The sequence below is a fragment of the Pseudophaeobacter sp. EL27 genome (genome assembly GCF_900313025.1).
In the GTDB taxonomy this organism is placed as follows: domain Bacteria; phylum Pseudomonadota; class Alphaproteobacteria; order Rhodobacterales; family Rhodobacteraceae; genus Pseudophaeobacter.
Window position 1 is genome coordinate 40024 of the sequence record NZ_OMPQ01000015.1, and the last position, 25013, is coordinate 65036.

20 protein-coding genes are annotated in these 25013 nt (G+C 57.8%); 10 read left to right on the top strand and 10 right to left on the bottom strand.

The window, feature by feature from the left end:
* The first annotated feature begins 143 nt into the window (after positions 1 to 143).
* On the top strand, positions 144 to 1727 hold the full coding sequence (locus ED661_RS18695) for a choice-of-anchor L domain-containing protein (RefSeq protein WP_122075992.1): 1584 nt from the start codon (positions 144 to 146) through the stop codon (positions 1725 to 1727).
* Between the two features lie 11 nt (positions 1728 to 1738).
* Here ED661_RS18695 and ED661_RS18700 read toward each other — a convergent pair whose 3' ends face one another.
* Positions 1739 to 2512 (bottom strand): helix-turn-helix transcriptional regulator, encoded by a 774-nt coding sequence (locus ED661_RS18700; RefSeq protein ID WP_122075993.1) that lies wholly within the window; start codon positions 2510 to 2512, stop codon positions 1739 to 1741.
* A 143-nt stretch (positions 2513 to 2655) separates the two neighbouring features.
* Between ED661_RS18700 and ED661_RS18705 the strand changes: the two genes are divergently transcribed.
* Complete coding sequence (locus ED661_RS18705; protein ID WP_122075995.1) at positions 2656 to 3093, top strand: excinuclease ABC subunit A; 438 nt, start codon at positions 2656 to 2658, stop codon at positions 3091 to 3093.
* Between the two features lie 39 nt (positions 3094 to 3132).
* Here the strand turns inward: ED661_RS18705 and uvrA are convergent, their stop codons facing one another.
* The 3 genes from uvrA to lpdA form a co-directional block, all read right to left on the bottom strand.
* Positions 3133 to 5991, bottom strand: coding sequence for an excinuclease ABC subunit UvrA (gene uvrA / locus ED661_RS18710; RefSeq protein ID WP_122075997.1), 2859 nt, complete (start codon positions 5989 to 5991; stop codon positions 3133 to 3135).
* 183 nt (positions 5992 to 6174) lie between these two features.
* The gene (locus ED661_RS18715; protein WP_122075999.1) at positions 6175 to 7347 is read right to left on the bottom strand and encodes an MFS transporter; all 1173 of its coding nucleotides are present in this window, start codon (positions 7345 to 7347) and stop codon (positions 6175 to 6177) included.
* 510 nt (positions 7348 to 7857) lie between these two features.
* On the bottom strand, positions 7858 to 9252 hold the full coding sequence (lpdA, locus tag ED661_RS18720; protein WP_122076001.1) for a dihydrolipoyl dehydrogenase: 1395 nt from the start codon (positions 9250 to 9252) through the stop codon (positions 7858 to 7860).
* 252 nt (positions 9253 to 9504) lie between these two features.
* Here lpdA and ED661_RS18725 point away from each other — a divergent pair, with 252 nt between their 5' ends.
* A complete protein-coding gene (locus ED661_RS18725) occupies positions 9505 to 9936 on the top strand; it encodes a hypothetical protein (RefSeq protein WP_122076003.1) in 432 nt (143 codons plus the stop codon).
* A 95-nt stretch (positions 9937 to 10031) separates the two neighbouring features.
* Here ED661_RS18725 and ED661_RS18730 read toward each other — a convergent pair whose 3' ends face one another.
* From ED661_RS18730 to ED661_RS18745, 4 genes are all read right to left on the bottom strand, one after another.
* Entirely contained in the window at positions 10032 to 10610 is a 579-nt protein-coding gene (locus ED661_RS18730; protein ID WP_122076005.1) for a DUF924 family protein, read from the bottom strand.
* Between the two features lie 138 nt (positions 10611 to 10748).
* Positions 10749 to 12023 carry an MFS transporter gene (locus tag ED661_RS18735; RefSeq protein WP_122076007.1) on the bottom strand — a complete coding sequence of 425 codons (1275 nt, stop codon included), beginning with the start codon at positions 12021 to 12023 and terminating at the stop codon, positions 10749 to 10751.
* A gap of 192 nt (positions 12024 to 12215) precedes the next feature.
* Entirely contained in the window at positions 12216 to 13286 is a 1071-nt protein-coding gene (gene queA / locus ED661_RS18740) for a tRNA preQ1(34) S-adenosylmethionine ribosyltransferase-isomerase QueA (RefSeq protein WP_122076009.1), read from the bottom strand.
* A gap of 77 nt (positions 13287 to 13363) precedes the next feature.
* Positions 13364 to 16669: an AsmA-like C-terminal region-containing protein gene (locus tag ED661_RS18745; protein ID WP_254054889.1), complete on the bottom strand. Its 3306-nt coding sequence runs from the start codon at positions 16667 to 16669 to the stop codon at positions 13364 to 13366.
* Between the two features lie 237 nt (positions 16670 to 16906).
* Here ED661_RS18745 and ED661_RS18750 point away from each other — a divergent pair, with 237 nt between their 5' ends.
* The 4 genes from ED661_RS18750 (at position 16907) to ED661_RS18765 (ending at position 20560) form a co-directional block, all read left to right on the top strand.
* Positions 16907 to 17368 carry a peroxiredoxin gene (locus tag ED661_RS18750; RefSeq protein ID WP_122076011.1) on the top strand — a complete coding sequence of 154 codons (462 nt, stop codon included), beginning with the start codon at positions 16907 to 16909 and terminating at the stop codon, positions 17366 to 17368.
* Positions 17369 to 17577: 209 nt separating this feature from the next.
* Complete coding sequence (locus tag ED661_RS18755) at positions 17578 to 18417, top strand: ferritin-like domain-containing protein (RefSeq protein ID WP_122076013.1); 840 nt, start codon at positions 17578 to 17580, stop codon at positions 18415 to 18417.
* A 270-nt stretch (positions 18418 to 18687) separates the two neighbouring features.
* Positions 18688 to 20019, top strand: coding sequence for a M23 family metallopeptidase (locus ED661_RS18760; RefSeq protein WP_122076015.1), 1332 nt, complete (start codon positions 18688 to 18690; stop codon positions 20017 to 20019).
* Positions 20009 to 20560: a polymer-forming cytoskeletal protein gene (locus tag ED661_RS18765; protein WP_122076017.1), complete on the top strand. Its 552-nt coding sequence runs from the start codon at positions 20009 to 20011 to the stop codon at positions 20558 to 20560. The genes ED661_RS18760 and ED661_RS18765 overlap by 11 nt, the downstream gene beginning before the upstream one ends.
* A 296-nt stretch (positions 20561 to 20856) precedes the next feature.
* Here the strand turns inward: ED661_RS18765 and ED661_RS18770 are convergent, their stop codons facing one another.
* The gene (locus tag ED661_RS18770) at positions 20857 to 21402 is read right to left on the bottom strand and encodes a peptidylprolyl isomerase (protein WP_122076019.1); all 546 of its coding nucleotides are present in this window, start codon (positions 21400 to 21402) and stop codon (positions 20857 to 20859) included.
* A complete protein-coding gene (locus ED661_RS18775) occupies positions 21395 to 21901 on the bottom strand; it encodes a peptidylprolyl isomerase (RefSeq protein ID WP_122076021.1) in 507 nt (168 codons plus the stop codon). The genes ED661_RS18770 and ED661_RS18775 overlap by 8 nt, the downstream gene beginning before the upstream one ends.
* 137 nt (positions 21902 to 22038) lie before the next feature.
* Here ED661_RS18775 and pgk point away from each other — a divergent pair, with 137 nt between their 5' ends.
* The 3 genes from pgk to pdhA all read left to right on the top strand — a co-directional run bounded on the left by pgk (position 22039) and on the right by pdhA (position 25012).
* On the top strand, positions 22039 to 23229 hold the full coding sequence (pgk, locus tag ED661_RS18780; RefSeq protein WP_122076023.1) for a phosphoglycerate kinase: 1191 nt from the start codon (positions 22039 to 22041) through the stop codon (positions 23227 to 23229).
* 247 nt (positions 23230 to 23476) lie between these two features.
* On the top strand, positions 23477 to 23776 hold the full coding sequence (locus ED661_RS18785) for a septum formation initiator family protein (protein WP_122076025.1): 300 nt from the start codon (positions 23477 to 23479) through the stop codon (positions 23774 to 23776).
* A 246-nt stretch (positions 23777 to 24022) separates the two neighbouring features.
* On the top strand, positions 24023 to 25012 hold the full coding sequence (gene pdhA, locus ED661_RS18790; protein WP_122076027.1) for a pyruvate dehydrogenase (acetyl-transferring) E1 component subunit alpha: 990 nt from the start codon (positions 24023 to 24025) through the stop codon (positions 25010 to 25012).
* Position 25013: the final 1 nt, after the last annotated feature.

Consider the following 25013-nt stretch of genomic DNA (forward strand, 5'->3'; position numbering starts at 1 on the left):
TCCAGACTGTGTTAAGAAAATGTTCAATTTGATTAAAATTCAGGAAATTGGCACCGGGTTTCCATATTTCAGTCCAAGTTCGAGGCGAGATCTAAGGGCAGGTCAGGGTGATTTGTGGCCTGTCACAGGATGCAGGATCTCACATGCCAACGGCTACAGAACTCAATATCAATACCTCCGCCACAGCCAATCAGATGGCGCAGGAGATCTTTGGTGACGGAACCACGGTTGTCAGCGCCAGTTATTCTGGCGATGGGGCCTCCTCTGGTATCTATTCCGGCGCGGATACCACCGTTGCCGGGGTCGCCCCAGCGGATAGTGGCGTCATTCTGTCGACAGGCCATGTCGCGGATTTCACCAACAGCTCTGGCAGCACCAATACCAATACGTCTGGCAGCACCAGCACCAATACCGGCGGCACCAATGGCGACGCCGACTTCAATGCCCTTGCTGGATCCGCCACCTTTGACGCCGCCTTTATGGAGATCGATTTCATTCCGGACGGCGATGTACTGACGCTGGACTTTGTTCTCTCCTCCGAGGAATACCCGGAATTCTCCAACTCCCAGTATAATGATGTGGTTGGGGTCTGGGTTAACGGGGTACAGGCCCAGGTCACCATCGGAGATGGCTCTGCCTCGATCGGCAATATCAACCAAAACGAGACCCAGAACATCTACGTCGATAATACCGGCGATCAGTACAACACCGAAATGGATGGGTTCACCGTCACCCTGACCTTTACCGCGCCGGTCACTGCAGGCGCAGTGAACACCATCAAGATCGGTGTCGCCGATGTCTCTGACAGCAGCTATGACACCAATCTTCTGGTTGCCGGCGGGTCAGTACAGACCGCCTTTGTTGCCCAGGACGATCAGGTTGATCTAGCCTATAACACTACAAAAACACTGGATGTTCTGGCCAATGACAGTGATTCATCCGGCGGCACACTGACCGTCAGCCATATCAATGGTATTGCCGTCACAGCCGGGGATACGGTGACTCTGACCACAGGCCAGCAGATCACCCTGAACCCGGACGGCACCCTCACGGTGCTCTCTGATGGTGATGACGAAACCGTCTATTTCAACTACACCACCGAAAACGGCAATGGTGACAGTGACACCGCCCTGGTCGAGATCAATCAGGCCCAGGCCTGTTTCATGGCGGGCACCCGGATCGAGACCGACCAAGGCCCCATCGCCGTTGAGGCGCTGCGACCCGGCATGATGATCCAGACCTATGATCACGGGCTGCAGCCGCTGCGCTGGGTCGGACACAGCCAGGTTCCGGTCACCCCCGTTACCGCACCCATTCGCTTTGCCAAGGGGCAGTTTGGCGCCGAGGCGGATCTATGGGTCTCTCCCAACCACCGGATGTTGATCACCGGCCAGTTTGCCGAACTGCTGTTTGGCGAAGATGAGGTGCTGGCAAAGGCCAAGGATCTGATCAACGATGGCGGCATTCGTCCCGATCTGAGCCTGGCGCGGGTCGACTACTACCACCTGCTGTTTGACCAGCACCAGATCCTCACCTCACATGGGGTCCTGAGCGAGAGCTATCACCCCGGGCCGCAGACCACTGCGGGCTTTGATGCCGAAACCCAGGCCGAGCTGTTTGCACTGTTCCCAGAGCTTTGCCCGCAAAGCGGTGCGGGCTATGGCTGTGCTGCCCGCCCTGCCCTGCGCCAATATGAGGCACAGCTTCTAAACCATTGTATGAATTGATATTACCGGCATCACGCGGAGCCAGAAAATAGGCTCAGCAGAGTCTCTTTGGAGGCCGCGTCTGCCGGGAACATCAGTTCCAACCGCAGCTCCGACATGGCGACATCACCGGTCGAGGTGAATTGCGACAGGGTGGAAAACAGTTTCAAATCCACCCCGTTGAACCGGTAATGCGTGGGGATCACCGCTGGCATTTCCCCCGGTCCCTGCCATCCCTGCGAACCCACACGGCGCTGTAGGCGCGCAACCGCGCCGGCAAGGACTGCATCCTTACCAGCAGAGGCCAACTCGCTGCGTAAACGGTGCAGGATCAGCGCCTCGACCTCATCCAGATTGACCAAGCTGCTGCGCAACTGCTGATTTACGATCAGGGCCTCAATCAGGCTGTCCCCCAACTGCAGACCCGAAGCGGCAAGCAAAGCCGCCGCAGGCGGGTTCATCCCCTGCAACACCCAATGGTGATCAATGGCCAGCGCCGGAAAGGGCGCGTGGCGTTCCAACATCCAATCCACCGCCTGCTGCAAAGGCGCGCGATCCTCGGCACTGATGGGTGCACTGCCATAGGCCGGGGCCAGCCCCGCAGACAAAAGCAGCTGATTGCGCATATCCAATGGCATCTGTAATTCTTCGCCCAACCGCAGGGCCATATCCCGGCTGGCCTTAGCCCGCCCGGTCTCCAGAAAGGAGATATGGCGCGAGGAAACCTCTGCCGTGAGGGCCAGATCTAGTTGGCTCATTCGGCGAATGCCGCGCCATTCCTTCAGAATTCCGCCAAAATCAACCATTCCCTGTGCCCCTGGTCATTGCGCAGCCCCCTTAGCCCAGACACCCTAGCCCCAGGACATCAGAAATTCACCTACCTCAGAGGTAATTGTTTTGCCCCCGACAGGGGTGAATGCTGTGGCGGTAACCTCATTGGAGACCCACAATGACCCTAGACACCTCAATCCGCCTGTTGAAACTCGCCGCCCTGGGCTCAGCCCTGTTTGGCCTCGCCATGGTGCTGGCGCTGATTTCCCCGCTAAAATTGGTTTTTGATACCTTCCTAGACCTGGTCCACTGGCCCCTGGACGGGCAGCAGGCTTTGGCGGGGGACAGCGCCCGCGTTTTGGCCGCCATCACCGGCGGGCTGATGGTCGGCCTTGGCGCGCTGATCTGGCGGATCACGGAGGATGTCTTTGCCAAGGATCCCAAGACCGGAGGCCGGATCATCCTGATCGGTGTCATTGCCTGGTATCTGCCGGACAGCTTTGGCTCCTACATGGTTGGCGCGGGGTTCAATGTGGTGCTCAACACCGGGTTTCTGGCGATGTTTGTCCTGCCTGTCCTGCTTCATCGCCAAACTATAAAAACGGCGCTGGCCTAGCCCCAAAAACAATGGCCGGGGCGTCCCCCGGCCATTTGCCTATTCAGCAGCGACCTTCTTGGCGTCGAGCATCTCTTTCAGATAATGCCCTGTGTGGCTGCGTGGCTCCTTGGCGACATCTTCCGGTGTGCCGGTCGCCACGATCTCGCCGCCGCCATCGCCGCCTTCGGGGCCGATGTCGATGATCCAATCGGCGGTTTTGATGACATCAAGGTTATGTTCGATCACCACCACCGAGTTGCCCTGATCGACCAGCTCATGCAGCACTTCGAGCAGCTTTTTCACATCCTCAAAATGCAGACCTGTTGTCGGCTCATCCAGAATATAGAGCGTGCGCCCGGTGGAGCGTTTGCTGAGCTCTTTCGACAGTTTCACCCGCTGCGCTTCACCGCCTGACAGGGTGGTGGCCTGCTGGCCGACCTTGATATAGCCCAGCCCCACCCGCATCAGCGCATCCATCTTGTCGCGAATGCTGGGCACGGCCTGAAAGAAGGCTTGCGCATCTTCTACAGTCATATCAAGCACATCGGCGATGCTCTTGCCCTTGAATTTCACCTCCAGGGTCTCGCGGTTATAACGCGCGCCCTTGCAGGTTTCACATTCCACGTAGACATCGGGCAGGAAGTGCATCTCGATCTTGATGACACCGTCACCCTGACAGGCTTCGCAGCGGCCGCCTTTGACGTTGAACGAGAACCGCCCCGGTTTATAGCCGCGCGTCTTGGCCTCAGGCAGGCCGGCAAACCAGTCCCGGATCGGGGTAAAGGCCCCGGTATAGGTGGCCGGGTTTGAACGCGGCGTCCGTCCAATGGCCCGCTGGTCAATATCGATCACCTTGTCCAGATGCTCCAGCCCCTTGATGCTTTCACAAGGTGCCGGCGTCTGGCGCGCACCGTTCAGCCGCATTGAGGCGGTCTTGAACAGGGTCTCGATGGTCAGGGTGGATTTACCCCCGCCTGACACACCCGTCACACAGAGGAATTTGCCCAGCGGGAATTCCGCCGTGACATTTTTCAGGTTGTTGCCCGTGGCCTTGACCACCTTGATCTTCTTCTTGTTGCCCTTGCGTCGTTTTGCCGGAACCGGAATTTCACGCACCCCGGCCAGATACTGACCCGTAATTGACGCCGCATCCGCCGTCACCTGCGCCGCCGTGCCGTGGCTCACCACTTGACCACCATGCACGCCGGCACCGGGGCCGATGTCAAAAACATAGTCCGCCTGGCGGATCATATCCTCGTCATGTTCCACCACGATGACCGTATTGCCCTGATCGCGCAGGTTCTTCAGCGTGGTGATCAGGCGGTCATTGTCGCGCTGGTGCAGGCCAATTGAGGGCTCATCCAGCACATAAAGAACCCCGGTGAGGCCAGAGCCGATCTGGCTGGCCAAGCGGATCCGCTGGCTTTCTCCCCCCGACAGGGTGCCACTTGAACGGGACAGGGAGAGATATTCCAATCCCACGTTGTTCAGGAAGCCAAGGCGCTCGCGGATCTCCTTGACGATGGCGCGGGCGATCTCCTGCTTTTGCTTCGTCAGGTGATTGGGCACATCCTCGATCCAGGCCAGCGCCTCGCGGATGGATTTCTGCACCACCTGCCCCGCGTGCTCGCCAGCGATCTTCACCGCCAGCGCCTCTTCGCGCAGACGATAGCCGCCGCAGGCGCCACAGGGGCGATTGTTCTGGTAGCGTTCAAACTCTTCGCGGATCCAGTTGCTATCGGTCTCGCGGTAGCGGCGTTCCATATTGGGAATGACGCCTTCAAAGACCCGCGTCACCTCATAGACACGGCCTCCTTCGTCATAGCGGAAGGGGATCTCTTCCTCGCCGGACCCCCGCAGGAAGACCTGCTGCACCTTGGGAGACAGATCCTTCCACTGGGTGTTCTTGTCGAATTCATAGTGTTTGGCGATGGCCTCGATGGTCTGCAGGAAATAGGGCGATTTGCCTTTGCGCCAGGGTGCCAGAGCGCCGTCATAGATTTTGAGGCTTTGATCCGGCACCACCAGACGTTCGTCAAAGAACAGTTCCACCCCCAGCCCGTCACATTGACTACAAGCGCCAAAAGGCGCGTTGAAAGAAAACAGTCTTGGCTCAATCTCTGGAATTGTGAAGCCACTGACAGGGCAGGCAAAATTCTCACTGAAGGTTATCCGTTCGGGATCGCCCTCACGCGGGGCGGTTTCCAGAATGGCGATGCCATCCGCCAGATCCAGCGCGGTGCGCAAACTATCTGCCAGACGGGTCTCCAGCCCTTCACGCACCACCAGACGATCCACCACCACGTCAATGTCATGGCGGAATTTCTTGTCCAGTGTTGGCGGCTCATCCAGCTCGTAGAACTCGCCGTCCACCTTGACCCGCTGAAAGCCCTGCTTGCGCAGCTCCAGCATCTCTTTTTTGTACTCACCCTTGCGATCCCGCACGATCGGAGCCAGCAGAAAGCCCCGCGTGCCCTCCTCCAGGGTCATGATGCGGTCAACCATATCCTGCACCTGTTGTGCCTCAATCGGCTGGCCGGTCGCCGGGCTATAGGGCGTGCCCGCCCGGGCAAAAAGCAGACGCAGATAGTCGTAGATCTCGGTCACGGTGCCCACGGTAGAGCGCGGGTTCTTTGAGGTGGTTTTTTGCTCGATCGAGATCGCCGGGCTGAGGCCGGAAATGTGATCCACATCGGGCTTTTCCATCATGTCGAGGAACTGACGCGCATAGGCAGACAGGCTCTCAACATAGCGGCGCTGACCCTCAGCATAGATGGTGTCAAAGGCCAGCGAGGACTTACCCGAACCGGACAGGCCGGTAATCACCACCAGCTCATCGCGAGGGATATCCACATCGATGTTTTTGAGATTATGTTCGCGTGCGCCGCGTACTTCGATGGATTTCAACTCAGCCATACTGCCCTCGTGCCCAATATTCTGGCCACTGCGGGATCTCGCCGCTGCCAGTCTTCGCCTTACAGATAGGCAATGTGGCGCGGAACTCCAACAGAAAAATGAGAACGTTAGTGGAACATTTTCCCGGATTTTGACGTTGAGCCGCCAAATATGGTGGCTTTGCCTATTTTTCGGCGCCGCCCCTTACGCGGAGATTTGCCGACGCTTGAGCGCCAGCAGCTGATGGACGAGACAGCCGCCCAGAAACAGCAGGAGCAGAGTGGCCATCAGTCCCGAAAACCCGGCCAGGCCAAGCGCCATCACCATAAGGGGCGTACCAATGGTATTGCCCAGGTTCCCGGCCTGCGCCAGAACACCGCTCGCCTGGGCGCGCTCCGCATCCTCCAGATTAAGATGCGGTATCGCCGCAAAGGAGCCCCCCTGCACCAGGCCCATGGCCGCAGCCAGCGCAATGCAGGCCAGCGGATCGCCGGGTTGGATCCAAAGCCATAGCACACCGCCCCCCGAGAGCAGAAATCCCAGCTGCACCACCTTGACGGCTGCGATATGGCGCAACAGGAAGACCCCCAGGATCATTGAACTGGCAATACTGGCCAGAGGCATGGCGCCAAGTACAAATGCGCGTAGGTCCGCGGCAATATAGGGCGGGATCACCGTAAGCACGGAGACAAAACAGCAGGTGTAAAACAGCCAGCCCGCCGCAGGGGCAACCTGCCAGGGGCTTTTGTAAACCGGCAGGTGCAGCCCCGGCAGGCTCCGCAGCGCGGGAAACTCCGCGCGCGCGGGCACGGGCACGTCCCGCAGGGCAAAACCCAGCCAGAGCGCCAGCCCCGCCATGATCAGCGCATGCATTGCAAAAAGTGACAAGAGGCCGAACCCTGCCACCAGCGGCAGGCCAAACCAAGCCAGCAGGGTAAAGGCGACACCAAAGAAGGTGCTCCACAGGGACATGGCCAGCCCACGATCCCGGCGAGAGGCAAGCGCTGCAATCAATGTCGGTCCGGCAACCACAGCGCCCAGATGCGAGATCCCCTCAACTAGGCGGCTGGCGAGAAACAGGCCAAATGGCAGGTGCAGCGCCTGTAGGGCGGAGATCGCTGCGCCCAACCAAAGCGCCCAGACAAGGCTGCGCCGATAGCCGATTGAGCTGACAAACAGCCCTGCCACCAGGCCAAAGATGATACCGACGATTCCCACAGCAGAGACAGTGAGACTGACGGAGGCGCCAGCATCCGGGTAGAGCTGATCCATCCGATCGAAGATCACGCTGATCTTGCCATATTGCGCCGCAACGCCCAGGCCTGCGGCCCAGATCGCTATCACCAGTGGCCAACGTGTTATCGCGCGATCATCCAAGGCATTCTCCCTACTGTATCGACAGCGGGGTGGATCTTTTCCCTGTGCCTACCAGCCTGTTCTAGACCGGGCCACTTCGGAGTGCCAGTTCCGTAGCATTTCCATTTTGTCATTGGTCGGTCGGCGGGGCAGCCCATGTGGGGCGAATAGGTTGATCGGGTTCCAGTTTAGCAGGGCCTTCAAACTCATGATACATTTCGTCCACCGCTTGCGCGACAGACGCTCCATTTTGTTGAGGTAGCTCACCATCACGCCTTGGCTTACTGCAACAAGACGCCGGTTCCCCAAGGCTGTTTCACAAAGGCGGTCAGAATAAGGCAAAGAGGCCATAATTGGCCGCTGTCTAATTAAGGGTTAACTCAGACTCTAGACACCTCACCTCGTCTCCGCCCTAGCCACCGCCCTAAAACAGCCACAACATATTGAAAGAATGGACAAACCTAAAAACACAAACGCGCACCTCCTGGCAGGGAGATGCGCGTAAAACCACAGCAGACGGTAAAGCTGCTGCTACATGTGGATGACCCGATCAAAGGCGTCTAACACACTTTCATGCATCATTTCACTCAAGGTGGGATGCGGGAAGACGGTGTTCATCAGGTCTTCTTCAGTGGTTTCCAACTGGCGGCCCACCACATAGCCCTGGATCAGTTCGGTGACTTCGGCACCGACCATATGGGCACCCAGCAGCTCCCCGGTTTTGGCGTCAAACACGGTTTTGACCAGCCCCTCAGCCTCCCCCAGAGCGATGGCCTTGCCATTGCCGATAAAGGGAAAGCGCCCGACCTTGATATCATAGCCCAGTTCTTTGGCCTTGGCTTCGGTATAGCCAACGCTGGCCACCTGCGGCTGGCAATAGGTGCAGCCCGCGATGCTTTCGGGTTTGACAGGATGGGCGTGTTTACCACCGATCAGATCGGCGACCATGACGCCTTCGTGGCTGGCCTTATGAGCCAGCCAGGGCGCGCCGGCGATATCGCCAATGGCATAAAGCCCTTCAACCCCGGTGCGGCAGTATTCATCTGTTACCACATGGGTCCGGTCGATCTTGACGCCAAGCGCCTCCAGCCCCAGGCCTTCGACATTGCCGACGATGCCTACGGCCGAAATCACCGTGTCAAATTCCTGCTTTTCAACCTTGCCAGCAACTTCGATATGAGCGGTCACTTTGCCCTTGCCACGATCCAGCTGCTTGACCATGGCTTTTTCCATGATCTTCATGCCCTGTTTGACAAAAGCCTTCTTGGCAAAGGCCGAAATCTCGGCATCTTCCACCGGCAGCACCCGGTCCATGACCTCAACTACGGTCGTCTCAGCGCCCAGAGTGTTGTAGAAACTGGCAAATTCGATACCGATGGCACCGGAGCCAATAACCAGCAGCTTTTTGGGCATCCGCGGCGGCACCAGCGCATCGCGGTAGGTCCAGACCAGATCGCCATCGCCTTCCAGCCCGGGCAACTCGCGGGCCCGCGCGCCAGTGGCAAGGATGATGTTCTTGGCAGTCAGCTCTTCGGTGCCCTTATCAGTTTTGACGCTGACCTTGCCCTTGGCCGGGATTGTGGCCTCGCCCATCACCACGGTAATCTTGTTCTTCTTCATCAGATGACCAATGCCCGAGGACAGCTGTTTGGCCACCCCGCGGGAGCGTTTGACAACCGCATCCAGATCATAGCTGATGTTATCGGCGCTCAGACCAAATTCCTTGGCCCGCTCCATCAGGTGGAACACTTCCGAGGAGCGCAGCAGCGCCTTGGTCGGGATACAGCCCCAGTTGAGGCAGATGCCGCCAAGGTTTTCACGCTCAACAATGGCGGTTTTCAGCCCCAGTTGCGCCGCACGGATTGCGGCGACATAGCCGCCCGGCCCTGCGCCAATTACGATCACATCATAGGTCTGTGCGGCCATGGTCTTCCCTCACCAATAGGAGCAACATAATTTAGTTCACCGTTAAACTACTTTTCAAAGAACTGCAAACACTCAGTCATGCACCTCCAAAAAGACCCTTTCCCAAGGCCACATCAGCGCTTTCTTGTCAGTCTACGGCTTCTGCGGCAGTGCAGAGATGGCAGAGGTCTTTTGTCTTTCCAAAACCATAGCCCTGCAACTTCGCCTATACTAGCGCGAAATCTTGCCAGAATCGTAAAGTGATCCCCCGCAATGACAAAGACTGTTTTTGACCTCTTCAAAGCCCTGCTAAATGCCACCCTGTTGTTACTGGCGCTTTGTCTGTTTCTGGGCTGGCAGTTTTTCACATCCGCACGCGACGTGACGGATCGCTTGGGTGAGATCGGCACGCGCTTTGCACCAATCCACAACCAGCTTCAATCAATGACTGAGGAGCTTTCTGCCCTGAACCAGGCTCTCACAGACACAGCCGCCCCGGATAGTGCCGAGATGCGGTTCAGACTGACCAGATTGGAGGAACAGTTGTCGGGGTTGAAAGAAGAAACACATGCCCTGAGCCAACTCCCGGCCCAGGTTGTCGGCACGGCCGTGGAGGCAGCGGTGCAGGAAATCTCAGCAGAAATTACCACGCGCCTGCCACATCTGGAGCCTTGCGCCCCCGGTATCTCGGCGCCCCTGAACTAGGGCACCGTCTCGCTCGGCAAAGGATACGAAAGGGAGCGGGACAAGGCCCCCTTTCGTGCATTAACCTGGCGAACCTTTAGCAACCTGGCGAACCTTTAGCCGGTTGCCTGCAGGCTGCGGACGGTCTCGCCATAGCCGCCAGCAGAGACATAGTCTCTTTCAGGGGCGGTACTGTTGCGCAACAATGCCTCGTTGCGGTAGGGGAAGCGCCCGAACAGGCGGATCACCTCACGGTGGGCTCTGGCGTGCAACATGTTGGAGGCGCCATTTTTGGGCATCCGCTCTTTCATCAGGCGCACACAGCGTTCCTGATCGCAGAGGTTTTCCGAGTGCATCAAGGGCAAGTAAAAGAACTGCCGCGCCGGCTCATCGATCTTCATATCCCATTTTCGCTGAATGGCGTTTTTGGCTGCGCAAAGCGCCAGACGATCTGAGCGGAAAGCCTCGCCAGTGCCGCGGAACATATTGCGCGGGAACTGATCCATCAGGATGATGTAGGCCAAAGTCCCCGAAGGATAGGTCAGCCACATGGAAAACTTGCCCTCACAGGCCGCTTTCCATGTCTCCTGAAACCGGGTTCTAATGGTTTCATCCAGCGCATCATCGCTTAGATACCAACCTTTTTCTCCAACCTCATCCAGCCAGAACTTAAGGATTTCTTCGGGCCCCTGCATGGTCCATCTCCACGTATAAATACTGAGGTTCAGTTCAGACCTTTTTTGGTGCTGTTTACAAGTGACGCTGGGTCACTATTTGCAACATTCAGTGGCATTTGCTGAAATATTCCTCACAAACCCATTGGGTTAGCGCAATCAGTTGGCCTCACTGGCGGCTTCTTGCTCCTCAATCTCGGTCTCAATGGCATATTCCTGCGCAAATTCCACAACCACGGGCGAGCCGGTCAGGGCCATGGGCGACATAATGCCCGTCTCGTCGGCGGGAATCGCTGCCCGCTGTGTGGTGCGATAAAGCGCATAGACGGCCAGGGTGATCAGCAGGATCGCCATGAACAGGAAGTAACCCGATGGGCCAAAGACCGCATCACTCATGATCCACCCGGTGATCAGCGGACCTGCAATGGCGCCCAGACCGTTGATAAAGACCAGCCCGCCAGAGGCCGCTGCCATATCATCATGGTCGAGATAGTCATTGGTATGGGCAATCAGCAGCGAATAAAGCGGGTTGGACATGCCGCCGATAAAGAAGGCCGCCAGCAGCAAGTAGCTATAATCGCCCCCCATCATCATCCCCAAGATCGCGGCACCGCCGCCCAGTGCAGAAACGGCAAGAACCAGAATACGACGATCCATCCAGTCCGACATCCAGCCCAGCGGATACTGCAGAACAATGGCGCCAATATAGAAGGTGGCAATAAAGATCGAGATCTGCGACAGGGTCAGACCCGCTTCAGCTGCATAGACCGCGCTCATGCCAAACTGCGCGGAGAAAACACCCCCGAGCAGGAACATCCCCACACAGCCCAGCGGCGAGACATTCATCAGCTCGCGCAGCGACATCGGTTTTGTGGTCTCAAAGGCAGGGGTGGGCGAAATCGACAATAGAATCGGCGCAAAAGAAACCGAGATCACCACAGAGGCAATCACAAAGGTCTCATAGCCCGCGGGATCCCCGACCAGCATCAGCGCCTGGGCTGTCACAATGCCCATTGTCTGCACAATCATGTAGAGCGACAGCGCCTTGCCCCGGTTGGCATTGTCAGAGGCATTGTTGAGCCAGCTTTCTGCCGTCACATACACGCCGGAGAAGCAAAACCCGATCAGCGCCCGGCCCAGCATCCAGGCAATCGGATTGGCCACTGCCGGATACAGGATCATCACCGCCGAGATCAGCGAGGCCAGCGCCGCAAAGACCCGCACATGGCCAACACGGCGGATCATTTCAGGCGCCAGACGAGAGCCACCCAAAAAGCCAATGAAATAGGCCGACATCACAAAGGACATCTGCAGGGTCGAAAACCCCTCCATCGCGCCCCGCACGCCCAGAATGGTGCCCTGCATGCCATTGCCGATCATCAGCATGCCCATACCCAAAAGCAGCGCCCAAGCGCTCGACAAAACCTGCAGCATTGAGGTCACTCCTTTGCCGTCGAGCAGAGCCCCACTGAAACGAGTGTTACAGCAGCCCTGCCCGTCTGTTGTTATTGACGGGGGATGCCCCTGATGTCAGAGGCGAGTGTCGGTTGATAAATTTCGAATAAAGCGCGTTATCCTACTCTTATCAGAGCGGATGTTGCCTGTGCTTGTCTACGTTCATTCGCGTCACTTCTGCGGCGTATTCGTCTCTTCGGGCAATAAAAGCGACCCGTCACCGTAAGAAAAGAAGCGATAGCGGCTGTTTACCGCGTGATCATAGATCTCGTGCACCCGCTCTTGCCCCATCAAGGCTGAGATCAGCATCAGCAAGGTCGATTTTGGCAGGTGAAAATTGGTCATCAGCGCATCTGCCGCATGAAAGGTAAAACCCGGATAGATAAAGATATCCGTCTCCCCCTCCCAAGGCTGCACAGTGCCGGACCGCGCAGCACTTTCAATCAGACGCAACGCGGTGGTGCCAACTGGAATCACCCGGCCACCTGCAGATTTGGTCGTGGCGATCTCGGCTGCGGCCTGCGCACTGACCCGCCCCCATTCCGCATGCATCTTATGGCTGGTGACGTCTTCGACCTTGACCGGCAAAAAGGTGCCCGCGCCCACATGCAGGGTCACATAAGTGAATTCCACCCCTTTCGCCTTGAGAGCCGCCAACAGGTCCTGATCAAAATGCAAAGAGGCCGTAGGCGCCGCAACCGCGCCTGAATGACGGGCCCAAACGGTTTGGTAGTCTTCCTTATCCTGCGCATCTGCGGCCCGTTTGGCGGCGATATAGGGCGGCAAAGGCATAGCCCCTGCCGCGTTGAGCGCCGCATCAAAATCATCGCCTGCAAGATTAAACTGCAACTGTCCCTGCCCGTCCGCCACACCAACCAGCTCCGCCGACAAGGCGTCCGAGAACACCACGGTCTCACCCAGCTTGACCTTCTTCAGGGGCTTCAACAGGGCCGACCAGCTGCCATCAGCCTTGGGATCCAATAGCGTCACTTCTATCTTAGCGGCCATTTTACCCTGAGCAGTGTCGCGATGACGCAACCCAGAAAGCCGCGCCGGGATGACTTTGGTGTCATTGAGCACCAAGCGATCGCCAGGCTGCAAAAGGTCAACCAGATCGCCAATATGGCCATCCGTCATCTGGTCAGGCGTAGCCACCAGCAAGCGCGCCGCGCTGCGAGGCGAGGCCGGACGGGTGGCAATCAGGTCATCGGGCAGGTCAAAATCAAAATCGCTGAGTTTCATGCCGCCCCTTTAAGGGGTTTATCCAGGCTTGGCTATGGTTCTTGACGACAACTATAGCGGCACAGTTTCAGGTGGTCCTACTTGTCACCCCCCACAACGCCTGGCGGTTGGTAGGGTTCGGACTGGCCGCGATCGGGCTGGCTTGGTCGGGATTGCCGATCCTCTGTCGGCGCGCCAGGAACAGTTGGCGCCCTGCCACGGAAAATCTCTCGGAACATTCCCGGCGCCAAGGCTGAAAGCGGATTGACGCTGACCTTTGGGTCATCTGCGGTACCTTTGAGCCTGAAGGCAAAGCCAAACAGCCCCTCACCCTTGCGGGAAACCACCCGGCCAATGGCATTGATGATATAGATCGGCGAGATCACCCCGCGCATATTCAAAGCCCCGGTGTTCAGGTCATAGATCCCGTCCATCGACAGCCCCATTGAGGGCCCAACAGCGCTGCTTTCATGCAGCACCAGATGGGTAGAGCCAAGCCGGAACTTTGCTTCCATCCCAGTAAACAGAATGCCGCCACCGGACAATTCATCCAGCAGGCCAATGACGCTGATGGCGTTCAACAGGGCTGCCATGGAGGGCGCATTTTTGATCCGGGTGTTTTTGATCTTGATCTTACCGTCATATTCGCCCGCCTCTTTGGCCGGCACCAAAGTCATGTCAAAGCTGCCACCCTCACCATGGCGTAGAATGCCAGCGGCCTTAAAAACCCCCCCCGCATCCTCTGACCGGATGCGCGTGGCAACGCCTCCAGGCTGTGGCACCACGACGCCAGAAACCGGCGTGGCCCCGTTCAGATTGCCGGTAAACTGCCCATTCAACCCGCCTTGGGTGGAGAACCGGCCCTGAAACCCGGTCAGGGCGATGCTTTCGGTGACGCGCAGTCGATCCAGCCGCATCGAAATAGGACCGGACTGGGCGCTGCCGCGAGAACTGCTGCCGCTTTCTCCTGAAAACGGTGCCCTTTGCAGATCCAGCGCGCCGCTGGTAACCTTAATTTCCGCCAACCCGTTGCGTAGACCAAAGAAGTCCACAGCCCCCTGCATCCAGTTGCCAACACGCACCGTGCTCAGATGGGCCTGTTTCAACCCGCCATCTGTATTGGTGCTGACCCAGCCCTGAACCTGCAAACCCGGTGCATCAAGCCTTAGCCTGTCAACTTTTACCGGCGTTGACAGGGTGACATTCATATCCAGCTGACCTTTGGCCGCGGGCCGTTTGCGCCAACTGATCTGCGGAATGCGCAGATCCAACCCCGCAAGATCGGATGAGAACTGCAACTGCGGCGGCTGCTCTGGCAGGATATCAAGCTGGTAGCGCCCCTGCCCCTGTCCCGCCAGCGTCCCCTTTGGCAGACCTATCTGCAGAGTATCAATGGCCGCTGGGCTGATCTCGATCTCGCCAGTCACCTGGCTGGCCGGGCTGGCCTGCGGCCCTACGGACTGGCTCCAATTTGCGGTGATTGGGATACCCGACAGGCTGCCTGCGCCGGAAAGGGAGACCTGCCCCTGATCCCCACGCAGGGTCAAAACCGGGGCGGCGACCTCGTGGTTGGGAACCAAAGTGGTGCTCTGCACCGCGCTGACAGTGCCTTGGTAGTGGTATTCAATCTCTTCTGGATCCACCTGCGGCTTAAGCGGCAGCGCCAGGGTGCCGGTCAAACGCACCCGCCCTGCGGCCAAATCTACCGGCAGCTGCGCCTTATCCATAACCGACAGCGGTGGACGGTTCAGCAGCGATAACCCGGCAGTGACAGGCCCTTCGGCCATCACCCGGGCGATCCCCGGCGTCCCGTCGCGCACCGAGGTATCCGGAATAATGAAGGAGGTTCCGGCGACCTCTACCTCGCCCCCCTGATCCGCAGTTACTGTCCCCCCGGAGGCAACCACCACCATCCGCGTGTTATAAAGGCTAAAATGACCAGCCCCGCCCTTCACCCGTGGCATATGTTTTTGGAACTTGACCTCAGCCCCGGTGAAATTGGCCTCCAGCGCATAAAATGGCTTTGCCCGCCCCTTGCCGCGCAGGGCAAAACTCACATCCTGGGCCTGGGCCTGAAAGATATTCTCAAGCACCCACTGGCGTGGTTTTTCCGCCGCCCCCGCTGGCCAGAGAGATTTAACCTGGGCCAGATCCAAGTGATCCGAGTGGGCATCCAGCGCATATTCCCAGCCCTCAGGTCCGGTCTCGATCTGGCCATCCAGCCGGATCTGGCGGCCTTCGTGCTCAACCAGCATCTCGCCCAGCTGAAAGCGGAACGGGGCGGGCTGCAACCGAAAATCCGCGGTCACCCCGGCAAAGACCTGCGGTGCCTCATAGAGCCCGCGCGGGTTGAGGGTCAGATCGGTGAATTGCAACTGCCCCACCAGATCGGTCAGGCGACCGTCAGTGATTCCGGCCAATTCAGCACCACCCTGCATAGTGCCCGAGCCCCATCCGCTGTTGATCTTCAACTCATCAAACTGCAGGCGCTGCTCCAAGGGGAAGAAGGTAAAATAGCTATGGGCGCCGTGAATAGGAATTGGCAGGGTTTCTGGGGAGGGCTGGATCACCCCCTGGCCAATCTGCAGGCTGGCCGAAAGCGGCAATAGGCTCCCATCACTGGAGATGCCGCCGCGCAGAGATCCCGATATGGAGGCCCGCAGAACCTGCAACCAGCCAAGGGCCGGCGCCTGCACCGCAATATCTTCGCTGGCGATATCACTGACAAAAAACCCAAATTCGGCTGCGGCATCGCCGATATCTGATTTGTAATTGGCCTCAACCGCGCCCACATCCTGCCGACCGCTCAGTACCGAAAACCCCGAGGAAATGGTCAAGGACTGGCCCTGACGCGTGAACTGCACATGGCCGCCATCCAGGGTCCAGACCCGGCCAAGCCGCGCATCCTCGTAGCGCAGGGTCACCCCATCCGTCGAAATCTCTGTCAGCGAAGAGAGCACCGGCAATTCGAACTGTCGGTCCCATTGCTCGATCAACTGAGGCAAGCTGGCAGCCTGACGCAGTGGCGAGCCGCCCTCGGATAGGCTGAGCGCGATACTGTCAGATTCGCGGCGCAGATTGGCGTAGAGACCGCTCAAAGAAATCCGTTTGGGGTGTATCTGTCCCCGCAGCAAAGGACGCATGGCCAAGGAGATTTCGGCATCCGCCAGATGCACAAGTGGCGCCCCATCCGAGGTGCGCAGAGTCACATCGCGCATTCCGACGCGAGGTCTCCAACCATGGTTCACCACAAGGCTCAGATCGCCGAATTCCAGTTTCAACCCATTCAGGTCCCGCTCAATACGCGTTTCCAGACGCTGACGCAGCCACTGCGGCGCATCCATTTGGGTGCCGATGCCAAAATAGATCGCCCCGGCGCCGAGGAAACACAGCAAAGCCAGCATCCGGATGGTCCACCGCAGGACACGCCACGGCCGAGACCCGCGCCGTGGCGCGGGCTGCCCTACCAGCTCATCGACTTGACGTGCGACGAGATCCTCTTTTTCCGCAACTGGTTCGATCGGTGTTTATCCTTTGGCCTTGATGGCCTAACTATATCAGACAGCCCTTGCCAAACTGTTTGAGTTCAGCCTTTTTGGCAGCCAACCACTTGGGACCAAACCTTTCAGGAGACCCTATAAATGCTCGATGCAACTGATCAGGCCCCTCTGTTTTGCCTGCCCCGGGATGGCGGCGGTGAAATCTCTCTTGCGGAGCTGAAAGGCCAAGCCGTTGTTTTGTTTTTCTATCCCCGCGATGATACCCCGGGCTGCACCAAAGAATCCATCGGGTTTTCAGAACATTTGCAAAGCTTTGCCGATGCCGGAACCCTGGTTTTTGGAATATCCAAAGATACGGTGTCAAAGCACGATAAATTCATCGCAAAACACGAGCTGACAACGCCTCTCTTGTCGGATTCTGAAGGCAGCACCTGCGAGGACTACGGGGTTTGGAAAGAGAAGAACATGTATGGCAAGAAACACTGGGGCATTGAGCGGTCGACCTTTTTGATCAACGCCGAGGGGCGCATCGCCCGCATCTGGCGAAAGGTAAAGGTGGCGGGCCATGTGGAAGAGGTGCTGGAGGCGGCTCAGTCCCTATAATCCGTGCGACTTAGGGGTGAGGATTTGCTGGATCCGATCTTTCCTGTCCCCTGGGCCAGAAAGGAATTAAGTGAGGCTCTGCCTCACACTCCGGAATATTTTTGGAAAGATGATAGAGGAACAGCCTCGCAGGTCAGGCGCGAAAGTGCCGCTGGAGATACTGCTCCCTGCAAGGCTGGCCTTTTGCGCCCCTGATATGAGGATCTACCATGACTGCTCCCCTCACTCTTGCCCAGATGGCGAACGAGGTACTCAACACTGCGGACGGGGCTGCGAAAACCGCCCTGTCGCGTCACCATGCTGCCAGCTGGTTTGCGGCCCGCGAACAGGACCCTTGTCCAATTGAGATTGGCACTGCCAAGCCACCGCTGCATCCTGCCCGCCCGGAAAAACCAGAGTTGCTCAGCCCGCGGGATGTGCCGAAACGCAAACCAGGCAGCGAAGACGGGCGTATTGCCATGCTGCACGCGGTGGCGCATATCGAACTCAATGCGGTGGATCTGCACTGGGACATTATCGCGCGGTTTTCGCATGTCCCTTTGCCGATTGGTTTTTTTGATGATTGGGTCAAGGCGGCCGATGAGGAGTCAAAACATTTTGGCCTGATCTGCGATTGCCTGGAAAGCCTGGGCAGTCATTACGGTGCCCTGCCTGCCCACCGGGGCATGTGGCAGGCAGCGGAAGACACCGTGGATGATCTGATGGGCCGACTTGCAGTGGTACCCATGGTTCTGGAGGCCCGTGGTCTGGACGTCACCCCGGGCATGATCAAGCTGTTCCAACAGGCCAAGCTGACCCAGGCGGTTGAGGCGCTGGAGGTGATCTATGCGGAGGAAGTCAGCCATGTGGCCTATGGTTCCAAATGGTTTTATTTTCTCTGTGGTCGCGACAATCTTGACCCCAAGGAGGTTTTTCACAGCCTGGTCAGAAAATACTTTCGCAGTACGCTGAAGCCGCCCTTCAATGAGGAAAAGCGCGCCGATGCCGGTATTCCGCCGGATTTCTACTGGCCGCTGGCAGATCAGATCAAACCGATTGCCGGGGTCTGACATCGGTAAATTCCACCTCTGAAACGCCGGTGCCGGTGTGGCATGCCATGAGGCCCTCAGGCACGCAGCGACCAGATCATTCGCCAGCGTCAAGCACTGGCGGTATTCCGCCCAAACCCAGCTCTCTCGGCGTCAAAGCGATGGGACAGCACCAAAAAACCGCCTTCACGCTTGCCCAGAGCCCGCCGCGTGGCTAAAGATTTTGCGCAGTGTTCTGCAGCTGGGGATGGCGGCAGACCTGCGAATTAGGGATGGGACAAGGATCAGCACGTGCGAACACGTCTGGCTATTAAAATACACTCATTTCTGGAAAGGCACTTTCCAGAACGCCGGGTCTTTTTGAAATCGGATACCGATACCCGTTTTGTACGGCTCAGACCGGGGACACAGCTGATCGCGATCACCGGGATGGTGGCTTTTGTTGCCTGGGCAATTGTCGCCACCGCAATCGTTTTGATGGACAGTATCGGCGCTGGGAATTTCCGCGAGCAGGCCAAGCGAGATCAGATCACCTATCGCGCCCGGCTTAATGATATCTCAAATGAACGCGACAGCCGTGCTGAAGAGGCCTTGGCGGCACAGCAGCGGTTCAACGCCGCGCTGGCACAGATCTCGATGATGCAATCAGAATTGCTCACCTCTGAGACCCGCCGCCAGGAGCTGGAAACCGGCATCGAAGTGATCCAGACAACCCTGCGCCAGACCATGACCCAGCGGGATGGCTCCCGGGCGGAACTGGAGGAGCTGCGCGAGAGTGCCAAGGAAGAGTGGTCCACTCCCCTGGCCGCTGCGGCCGCACCTTTGCAGATGGATTTTCTGTCGACCGTGCTGTCAGAAACCGCCACGGAACGGGATCAGATCGAAGCCGACGCCAGGGATGCGCTGGAACAGCGGGCCGAAATGGAGCTGGAACTGGAGCTGCTCAATGAGCGCAACGACCAGATTTTCCGTCAACTCGAAGAGGCCGTGGCTGTCTCGGTGACGCCCCTGGACAAGATGTTTAGAAATGCCGGCATGCCAACAGATCGAATTCTGGAACAGGTGCGTCGTGGTTATAGCGGTCAGGGCGGTCCGCTCAGCCCTTTAGCCCTGTCCACCCGCGGTGAGGAGCCCTCCGCGGATGAGCTGCGCGCCAACCAGATTCTCAATCAGTTGGACCAGTTGAACCTGTACCGGATGGCCGCCCAGCAGGCGCCTTTTGCCTCGCCCGTCAATCTGAACCATGTGCGCCAGTCTTCGGGCTTTGGCTATCGTCGCGATCCCAAAACGGGTGGACGCCGGTTGCACAAGGGCTCTGATTTTGCCGGGCGAACCGGCACCGATATCTTTGCCACCGCCGATGGCACCGTCACCCATGCCGGCTGGCAATCCGGTTATGGCAAACTTGTTACCATTCAGCATGCCTTTGGGATTGAGACGAAATACGCTCATAACTCAAATCTGCGCGTTAAGGTGGGCCAAAGGGTCTCGCGTGGCGATCACATTGCTGATATGGGTACCACCGGACGGTCCACCGGCACCCACCTCCACTATGAGGTAAGGGTCAATGGCAAACCCGTAAACCCGATGATCTATATCAAGGCTGCAAGAAATGTTTTCTAAAAGCAAAATCAATGAGCCCGGTCCAAAACAGGCCGAGGCGACCCCAACAGCGGCCCCAATGGCCTCTTCCGCACCTGCGGCACCTGCAAGCGATTACAAGCCCTCTGCCCCAAAGGCAAAGCCGCCCGCATCGCTGCTGAGCTCGGATCTGCACATCACAGGCAATCTGAAAACCTCGGGTGATATCCAGGTTGAAGGCACCGTCGAAGGCGATATCCGTGCCCATCTGCTGACCGTTGGCGAAACCGCCACCATCAAAGGCGAAGTGATCGCGGATGATGTTGTGGTCAATGGCCGAGTTGTTGGTCGTGTACGTGGCCTCAAGGTGCGTCTCACCGCAACGGCGCGGGTTGAGGGTGACATCATCCATAAAACCATCGCGATCGAGAGCGGCGCCCATTTTGAGGGCTCTGTCCAGCGCCAGGATGATCCGCTGACACCCGGCGGCAAAAAGGCCGCCCCGGCCGCTGCGCCCGCCGCTGCACCTGCCCCTTCGGCAGCTGTCAAAGCGGCCACAGCCGCTGCCAAAGCCGATAGCTAAGCTGGATTAGATGCCATCCTTTCAATGAGGTCAGGCATCAGGTCTTGTGAACAATTAGAACGCCGTAGACTTTGTCTGCGGTGTTTTTCCTTGATCTGCATCTTCTGAATTCTCCCTCCGCCCCACTCGGACACAGGGCTCTGGCCGACTAGGCGAAACCTTGGCCACAGCCAACCCCACCGCACGATCCTCCCCGCTAGGAACGAAAAAGCCGCGCCAGAAACAGGTCTGGCGCGGCTCAATATTCGATTACCTTTCGCAGCCCCAGAAAATCGCCCAAGGTCGCGCTAGATCACTTAGTCAGTGACGGTCACTTTGCTCATCATGTCGGGCTTGCCCACAACAGAGCCATTCCCGCCAGTGCCCAGTTTGATCGCATCGACCACATCCATGCCCTCAGTCACCTCACCTACAACGGTGTATTGACCGTTGAGGAAGTGACCGGGCTTGAACATGATGAAGAACTGCGAATTGGCGCTGTTTGGGTTCTGCGACCGCGCCATACCAACCACACCGCGATCAAAGGGGCGATCGGAGAATTCTGCAGGCAGATCAGAACGCTCAGATCCGCCCATGCCGGCACGGCTCATGTCGCCGCCCATAAGGCCAAACTGAACATCGCCAGTCTGCGCCATGAAGCCATCGATCACGCGGTGGAAAACCACCCCGTCATATTTGCCTTCAGCGGCCAGAGCCGTGATCTGTTCCACATGTTTGGGGGCCAGGTCTTCGAACAGGTCGATTGTGACGGTGCCATTGGCCTCGCCCTCGATCTGAATTTCCAGCCCCGCAGCCAGCGTCGAGCTGGCCAGCAGAGAAAAGACTGCGGCGAGCTTAAACATCTGCGGCCACCTTGACGCTGATCATGCGATCAGGGTTCGCAGGGGGTTCGCCCTTAACGATGGCGTCAACATGCTCCATGCCCTCAATTACACGGCCGTAAACGGTGTATTGGTTGTTGAGGAAATGGTTGTCCTTGAAGTTGATGAAGAACTGCGAGTTGGCCGAATCCGGATTGGCAGAGCGCGCAGCACCCAGGGTGCCGCGGTCATGTGGCAGGCTGGAGAATTCAGCAGGCAGGTTGGGCAGCGACGAGCCACCTGTGCCGGCCGAGCGCAGGTTGAATCCGTCTTCCATATCGCCATTGGCAACATCACCGGTCTGCGCCATGAAACCATCGATAACCCGGTGGAAACAGACATTGTCATACTCGCCACCACGGGCCAGTTCCTTCATGCGCTCGGCATGTTTTGGGGCAACATCTGCCAGCAGTTCGATGACCACATTGCCATCTTTCAGCTCGATGATGACGGTGTTTTCGGGATCTTTGATATCGGCCATGAGGCGCTCCTGTCTGCAAAATTTGCAACGATAGTTAAGGGTAGCGCTCGCAATTGCCAAGGGAGCATTGACTGATGGCTAAAAAGCGCTGAAAGAACTGCGTAAATAACCGCGATTTTTGCACAGAGGAGCCTCTGATGGGCTGGAAAACACTCGACGACATGGATCTCAACGGCAAACGCGTCCTGGTGCGTGTGGACATCAACGTACCGCTTGTTGATGGCGTGGTCACCGATTCCACCCGGATCCGCCGCATTGCCCCCACCGTGCAGGACATTCTGGCCGCCGGTGGCAAACCAATCCTGCTGGCGCATTTTGGCCGCCCCGGGGGCGAGCGCCGCGAGAACCTGTCGCTCAACCAGCTGATACCAACTCTGGAACGCGCTTTTGAAACCAATGTACATTTTGCTGCGGATTGCATCGGTGAAGGTGCAAAAGAGGCCGCAAGCGCCCTGCAGCCAGGTGACGTGCTGCTGTTGGAAAACACCCGTTTCCACGCCGCCGAAACCAAAAACGATCCTGATCTGGCTGCAGGCATGGCCGAGCTGGGCGATATCTATTGCAACGATGCCTTCTCTGCCGCACATCGTGCCCATAGCTCGACCGAGGCCCTGGCGCGACTACTTCCCGCCTGTGCAGGTCGCCTAATGCAGGCAGAGCTTCAGGCGCTGGAGAGCGCCTTGGGCGCCCCCAATCGTCCGGTGACAGCCGTTGTTGGCGGCGCCAAGGTTTCGACCAAGCTGGAACTGCTGGGCAACCTGGTGGAGAAGGTCGATTACCTGATCATTGGCGGTGGCATGGCCAATACTTTCCTCTGGGCCAAGGGCCTGTCGGTTGGTGTTTCACTGGCAGAACGGCTGATGAAAGACACTGCGATCGAAATCATGGCCAAAGCCGAAGGCACTGGCTGCAAGATCGTCCTGCCCAGCGATATCGTGGTCACTGAGAAGTTTGAATCCCACGCCCCGCATCAGATCCTGCCTGTAGATCAATGTCCTGAAAACGCAATGATCCTCGACGCTGGTCCCAAAAGCGTCATGGTGATCAATGATATCTTTGAACAGAGCAAAACCCTGATCTGGAACGGACCACTTGGCGCCTTTGAGTTTGAACCCTTTGATGCCGCAACCAATGCAGCGGCCCTGAAAGCGGCCGCCCTGGCCCGTGCAGGCCAGCTGACCGCTGTTGCGGGCGGTGGTGACACTGTGGCAGCGCTGAATGCCTCTGGCGCGGCTGGGGATTTCACCTATATCTCCACGGCAGGCGGTGCCTTTCTGGAGTGGATGGAAGGCAAGACCCTGCCCGGCGTTGCCGCGCTGGAAAGCTAAGCCCCTCTGGTTCACCCCTCAACTGTTGACCGCCGATCAGGATCCCTCCTTGGTCGGCGGTTTGCCTCTTGCCGCTACCAGTCTGTTCTCACGGCAGAACTTCTTAACAAACCCTTAACAGAAAAAATTCTATCCCCTTGGAGTCAAAAGGGGATTCACAAAGCGAATCACTTGTGGCATAACAAAGTCAGAGGCCGGAACAACTGGCCCAACAGCAGACTTGAGCAGTAACATACAGGCACTTCCATTGACCCGAAGCAGTAAGCCTTCCATAGGTTCCTTTACCTTTTTTGTCGTCGCGCTTGCGCTGGGCGCATATTTTACCTTTGCGGCGGTACAGGGTGACTTTGGGTTGTTCAGAAGGGTTGAGATCCAGGCAGAAGCCGGTGAGCTTCGTCTGGATCTTGATCGCCTGAACCTGGAAATTGCCGCGATCGAAAACCTTACCCAACGCCTGTCGGACGACTACCTGGATCTCGATTTGCTCGACGAACAGGCCCGTTCGGTGCTTGGCCTGCTACGCGCTGACGAAATCGTCATTCAATAAACCCTTTTTGCACCCCTCCTGTGGCACTGCTGGCTGATCCGGCTGTTGAACAGGTTCGATCCTCATGCGACCATGAAAAAAGAGCGCTGCAGTTGCAGGGTGTTTGACGCGGCATTTATGCCCGCGCCACGGCCTTTTCTGCGGTGAAATGACCCGAGGTCACAAAATGTCTCGCCAGCCGCGTGAAATTCAATTATGAATTAGTTTAACACTAAACTATCTAGCCTCAAAGGGGAGCCCGCACCGATGGCAGCTAGGAAAAGCACAAAGAAACCAAACGTTTCTGCCGAAGAACTGACAAAATACTACCGTGACATGTTGTTGATCCGTCGATTCGAAGAAAAGGCCGGTCAACTCTATGGTATGGGTCTGATTGGGGGGTTCTGTCACCTTTACATCGGCCAGGAAGCAGTTGTTGTTGGTCTGGAAGCTGCGGCTGAAGAAGGCGACAAGCGTATCACTTCTTATCGTGACCACGGCCATATGCTGGCCTGCGGCATGAATGCCGATGGTGTCATGGCTGAGCTGACAGGTCGCGAAGGAGGTCTGTCCAAAGGCAAAGGCGGCTCGATGCATATGTTCTCGAAAGAGAAGCATTTCTACGGCGGCCACGGCATCGTTGGCGCTCAGGTGCCGCTCGGGGCCGGTCTGGCCTTTGCCGATAAATACAAGGGCAACGGTCGTGTGACCTTTACCTATTTTGGGGATGGGGCTGCCAACCAGGGTCAGGTCTATGAGACCTTCAACATGGCAGCGATCTGGGATCTTCCGGTGATTTTTGTCATCGAGAACAACCAGTATGCTATGGGCACCGCTCAGGCGCGCTCCACCTCCACCCCGGACATCTACACCCGCGGCGAGGCCTTTGGCATTCCCGGCGAAGCCGTTGATGGCATGGATGTTCTGGCGGTAAAGGCCGCCAGCGAGCGGGCCACAGCCCACTGTCGCTCGGGCAAAGGTCCATATATCCTCGAAGTCAAAACCTATCGCTACCGCGGCCATTCGATGTCGGACCCGGCCAAGTATCGCACCCGCGAAGAGGTGCAGAAGATGCGCAGCGAACGCGATCCGATCGAACAGGTCAGGGATCTGCTGTTGACTGGCAAACATGCCACCGAAGACGATCTGAAGGCGATCGACAAAGAGATCAAGGAAGTGGTCAACCAGTCCGCTGAGTTTGCCCGCACCAGCCCGGAACCAGCGCTCGAAGAGCTCTGGACCGATATTTACGCCTGAG

Excerpts from the sequence above, each read along its gene's own strand:
- ED661_RS18730 (WP_122076005.1), bottom strand. The coding sequence starts at position 10,610 with ATGCAGGGGCCCGAAGAAATCCTTAAGTTCTGGCTGGATGAGGTTGGA.
- ED661_RS18750 (WP_122076011.1), top strand. The coding sequence starts at position 16,907 with ATGCTCGATGCAACTGATCAGGCCCCTCTGTTTTGCCTGCCCCGGGAT.
- uvrA (WP_122075997.1), bottom strand. The coding sequence starts at position 5,991 with ATGGCTGAGTTGAAATCCATCGAAGTACGCGGCGCACGCGAACATAAT.
- ED661_RS18705 (WP_122075995.1), top strand. The coding sequence starts at position 2,656 with ATGACCCTAGACACCTCAATCCGCCTGTTGAAACTCGCCGCCCTGGGC.
- ED661_RS18735 (WP_122076007.1), bottom strand. The coding sequence starts at position 12,023 with ATGCTGCAGGTTTTGTCGAGCGCTTGGGCGCTGCTTTTGGGTATGGGC.
- ED661_RS18700 (WP_122075993.1), bottom strand. The coding sequence starts at position 2,512 with ATGGTTGATTTTGGCGGAATTCTGAAGGAATGGCGCGGCATTCGCCGA.
- ED661_RS18775 (WP_122076021.1), bottom strand. The coding sequence starts at position 21,901 with ATGGCCGATATCAAAGATCCCGAAAACACCGTCATCATCGAGCTGAAA.
- pdhA (WP_122076027.1), top strand. The coding sequence starts at position 24,023 with ATGGCAGCTAGGAAAAGCACAAAGAAACCAAACGTTTCTGCCGAAGAA.
- queA (WP_122076009.1), bottom strand. The coding sequence starts at position 13,286 with ATGAAACTCAGCGATTTTGATTTTGACCTGCCCGATGACCTGATTGCC.
- ED661_RS18745 (WP_254054889.1), bottom strand. The coding sequence starts at position 16,669 with ATGCTGGCTTTGCTGTGTTTCCTCGGCGCCGGGGCGATCTATTTTGGC.
- ED661_RS18695 (WP_122075992.1), top strand. The coding sequence starts at position 144 with ATGCCAACGGCTACAGAACTCAATATCAATACCTCCGCCACAGCCAAT.
- ED661_RS18770 (WP_122076019.1), bottom strand. The coding sequence starts at position 21,402 with ATGTTTAAGCTCGCCGCAGTCTTTTCTCTGCTGGCCAGCTCGACGCTG.
- ED661_RS18725 (WP_122076003.1), top strand. The coding sequence starts at position 9,505 with ATGACAAAGACTGTTTTTGACCTCTTCAAAGCCCTGCTAAATGCCACC.
- ED661_RS18765 (WP_122076017.1), top strand. The coding sequence starts at position 20,009 with ATGTTTTCTAAAAGCAAAATCAATGAGCCCGGTCCAAAACAGGCCGAG.
- lpdA (WP_122076001.1), bottom strand. The coding sequence starts at position 9,252 with ATGGCCGCACAGACCTATGATGTGATCGTAATTGGCGCAGGGCCGGGC.
- ED661_RS18755 (WP_122076013.1), top strand. The coding sequence starts at position 17,578 with ATGACTGCTCCCCTCACTCTTGCCCAGATGGCGAACGAGGTACTCAAC.
- pgk (WP_122076023.1), top strand. The coding sequence starts at position 22,039 with ATGGGCTGGAAAACACTCGACGACATGGATCTCAACGGCAAACGCGTC.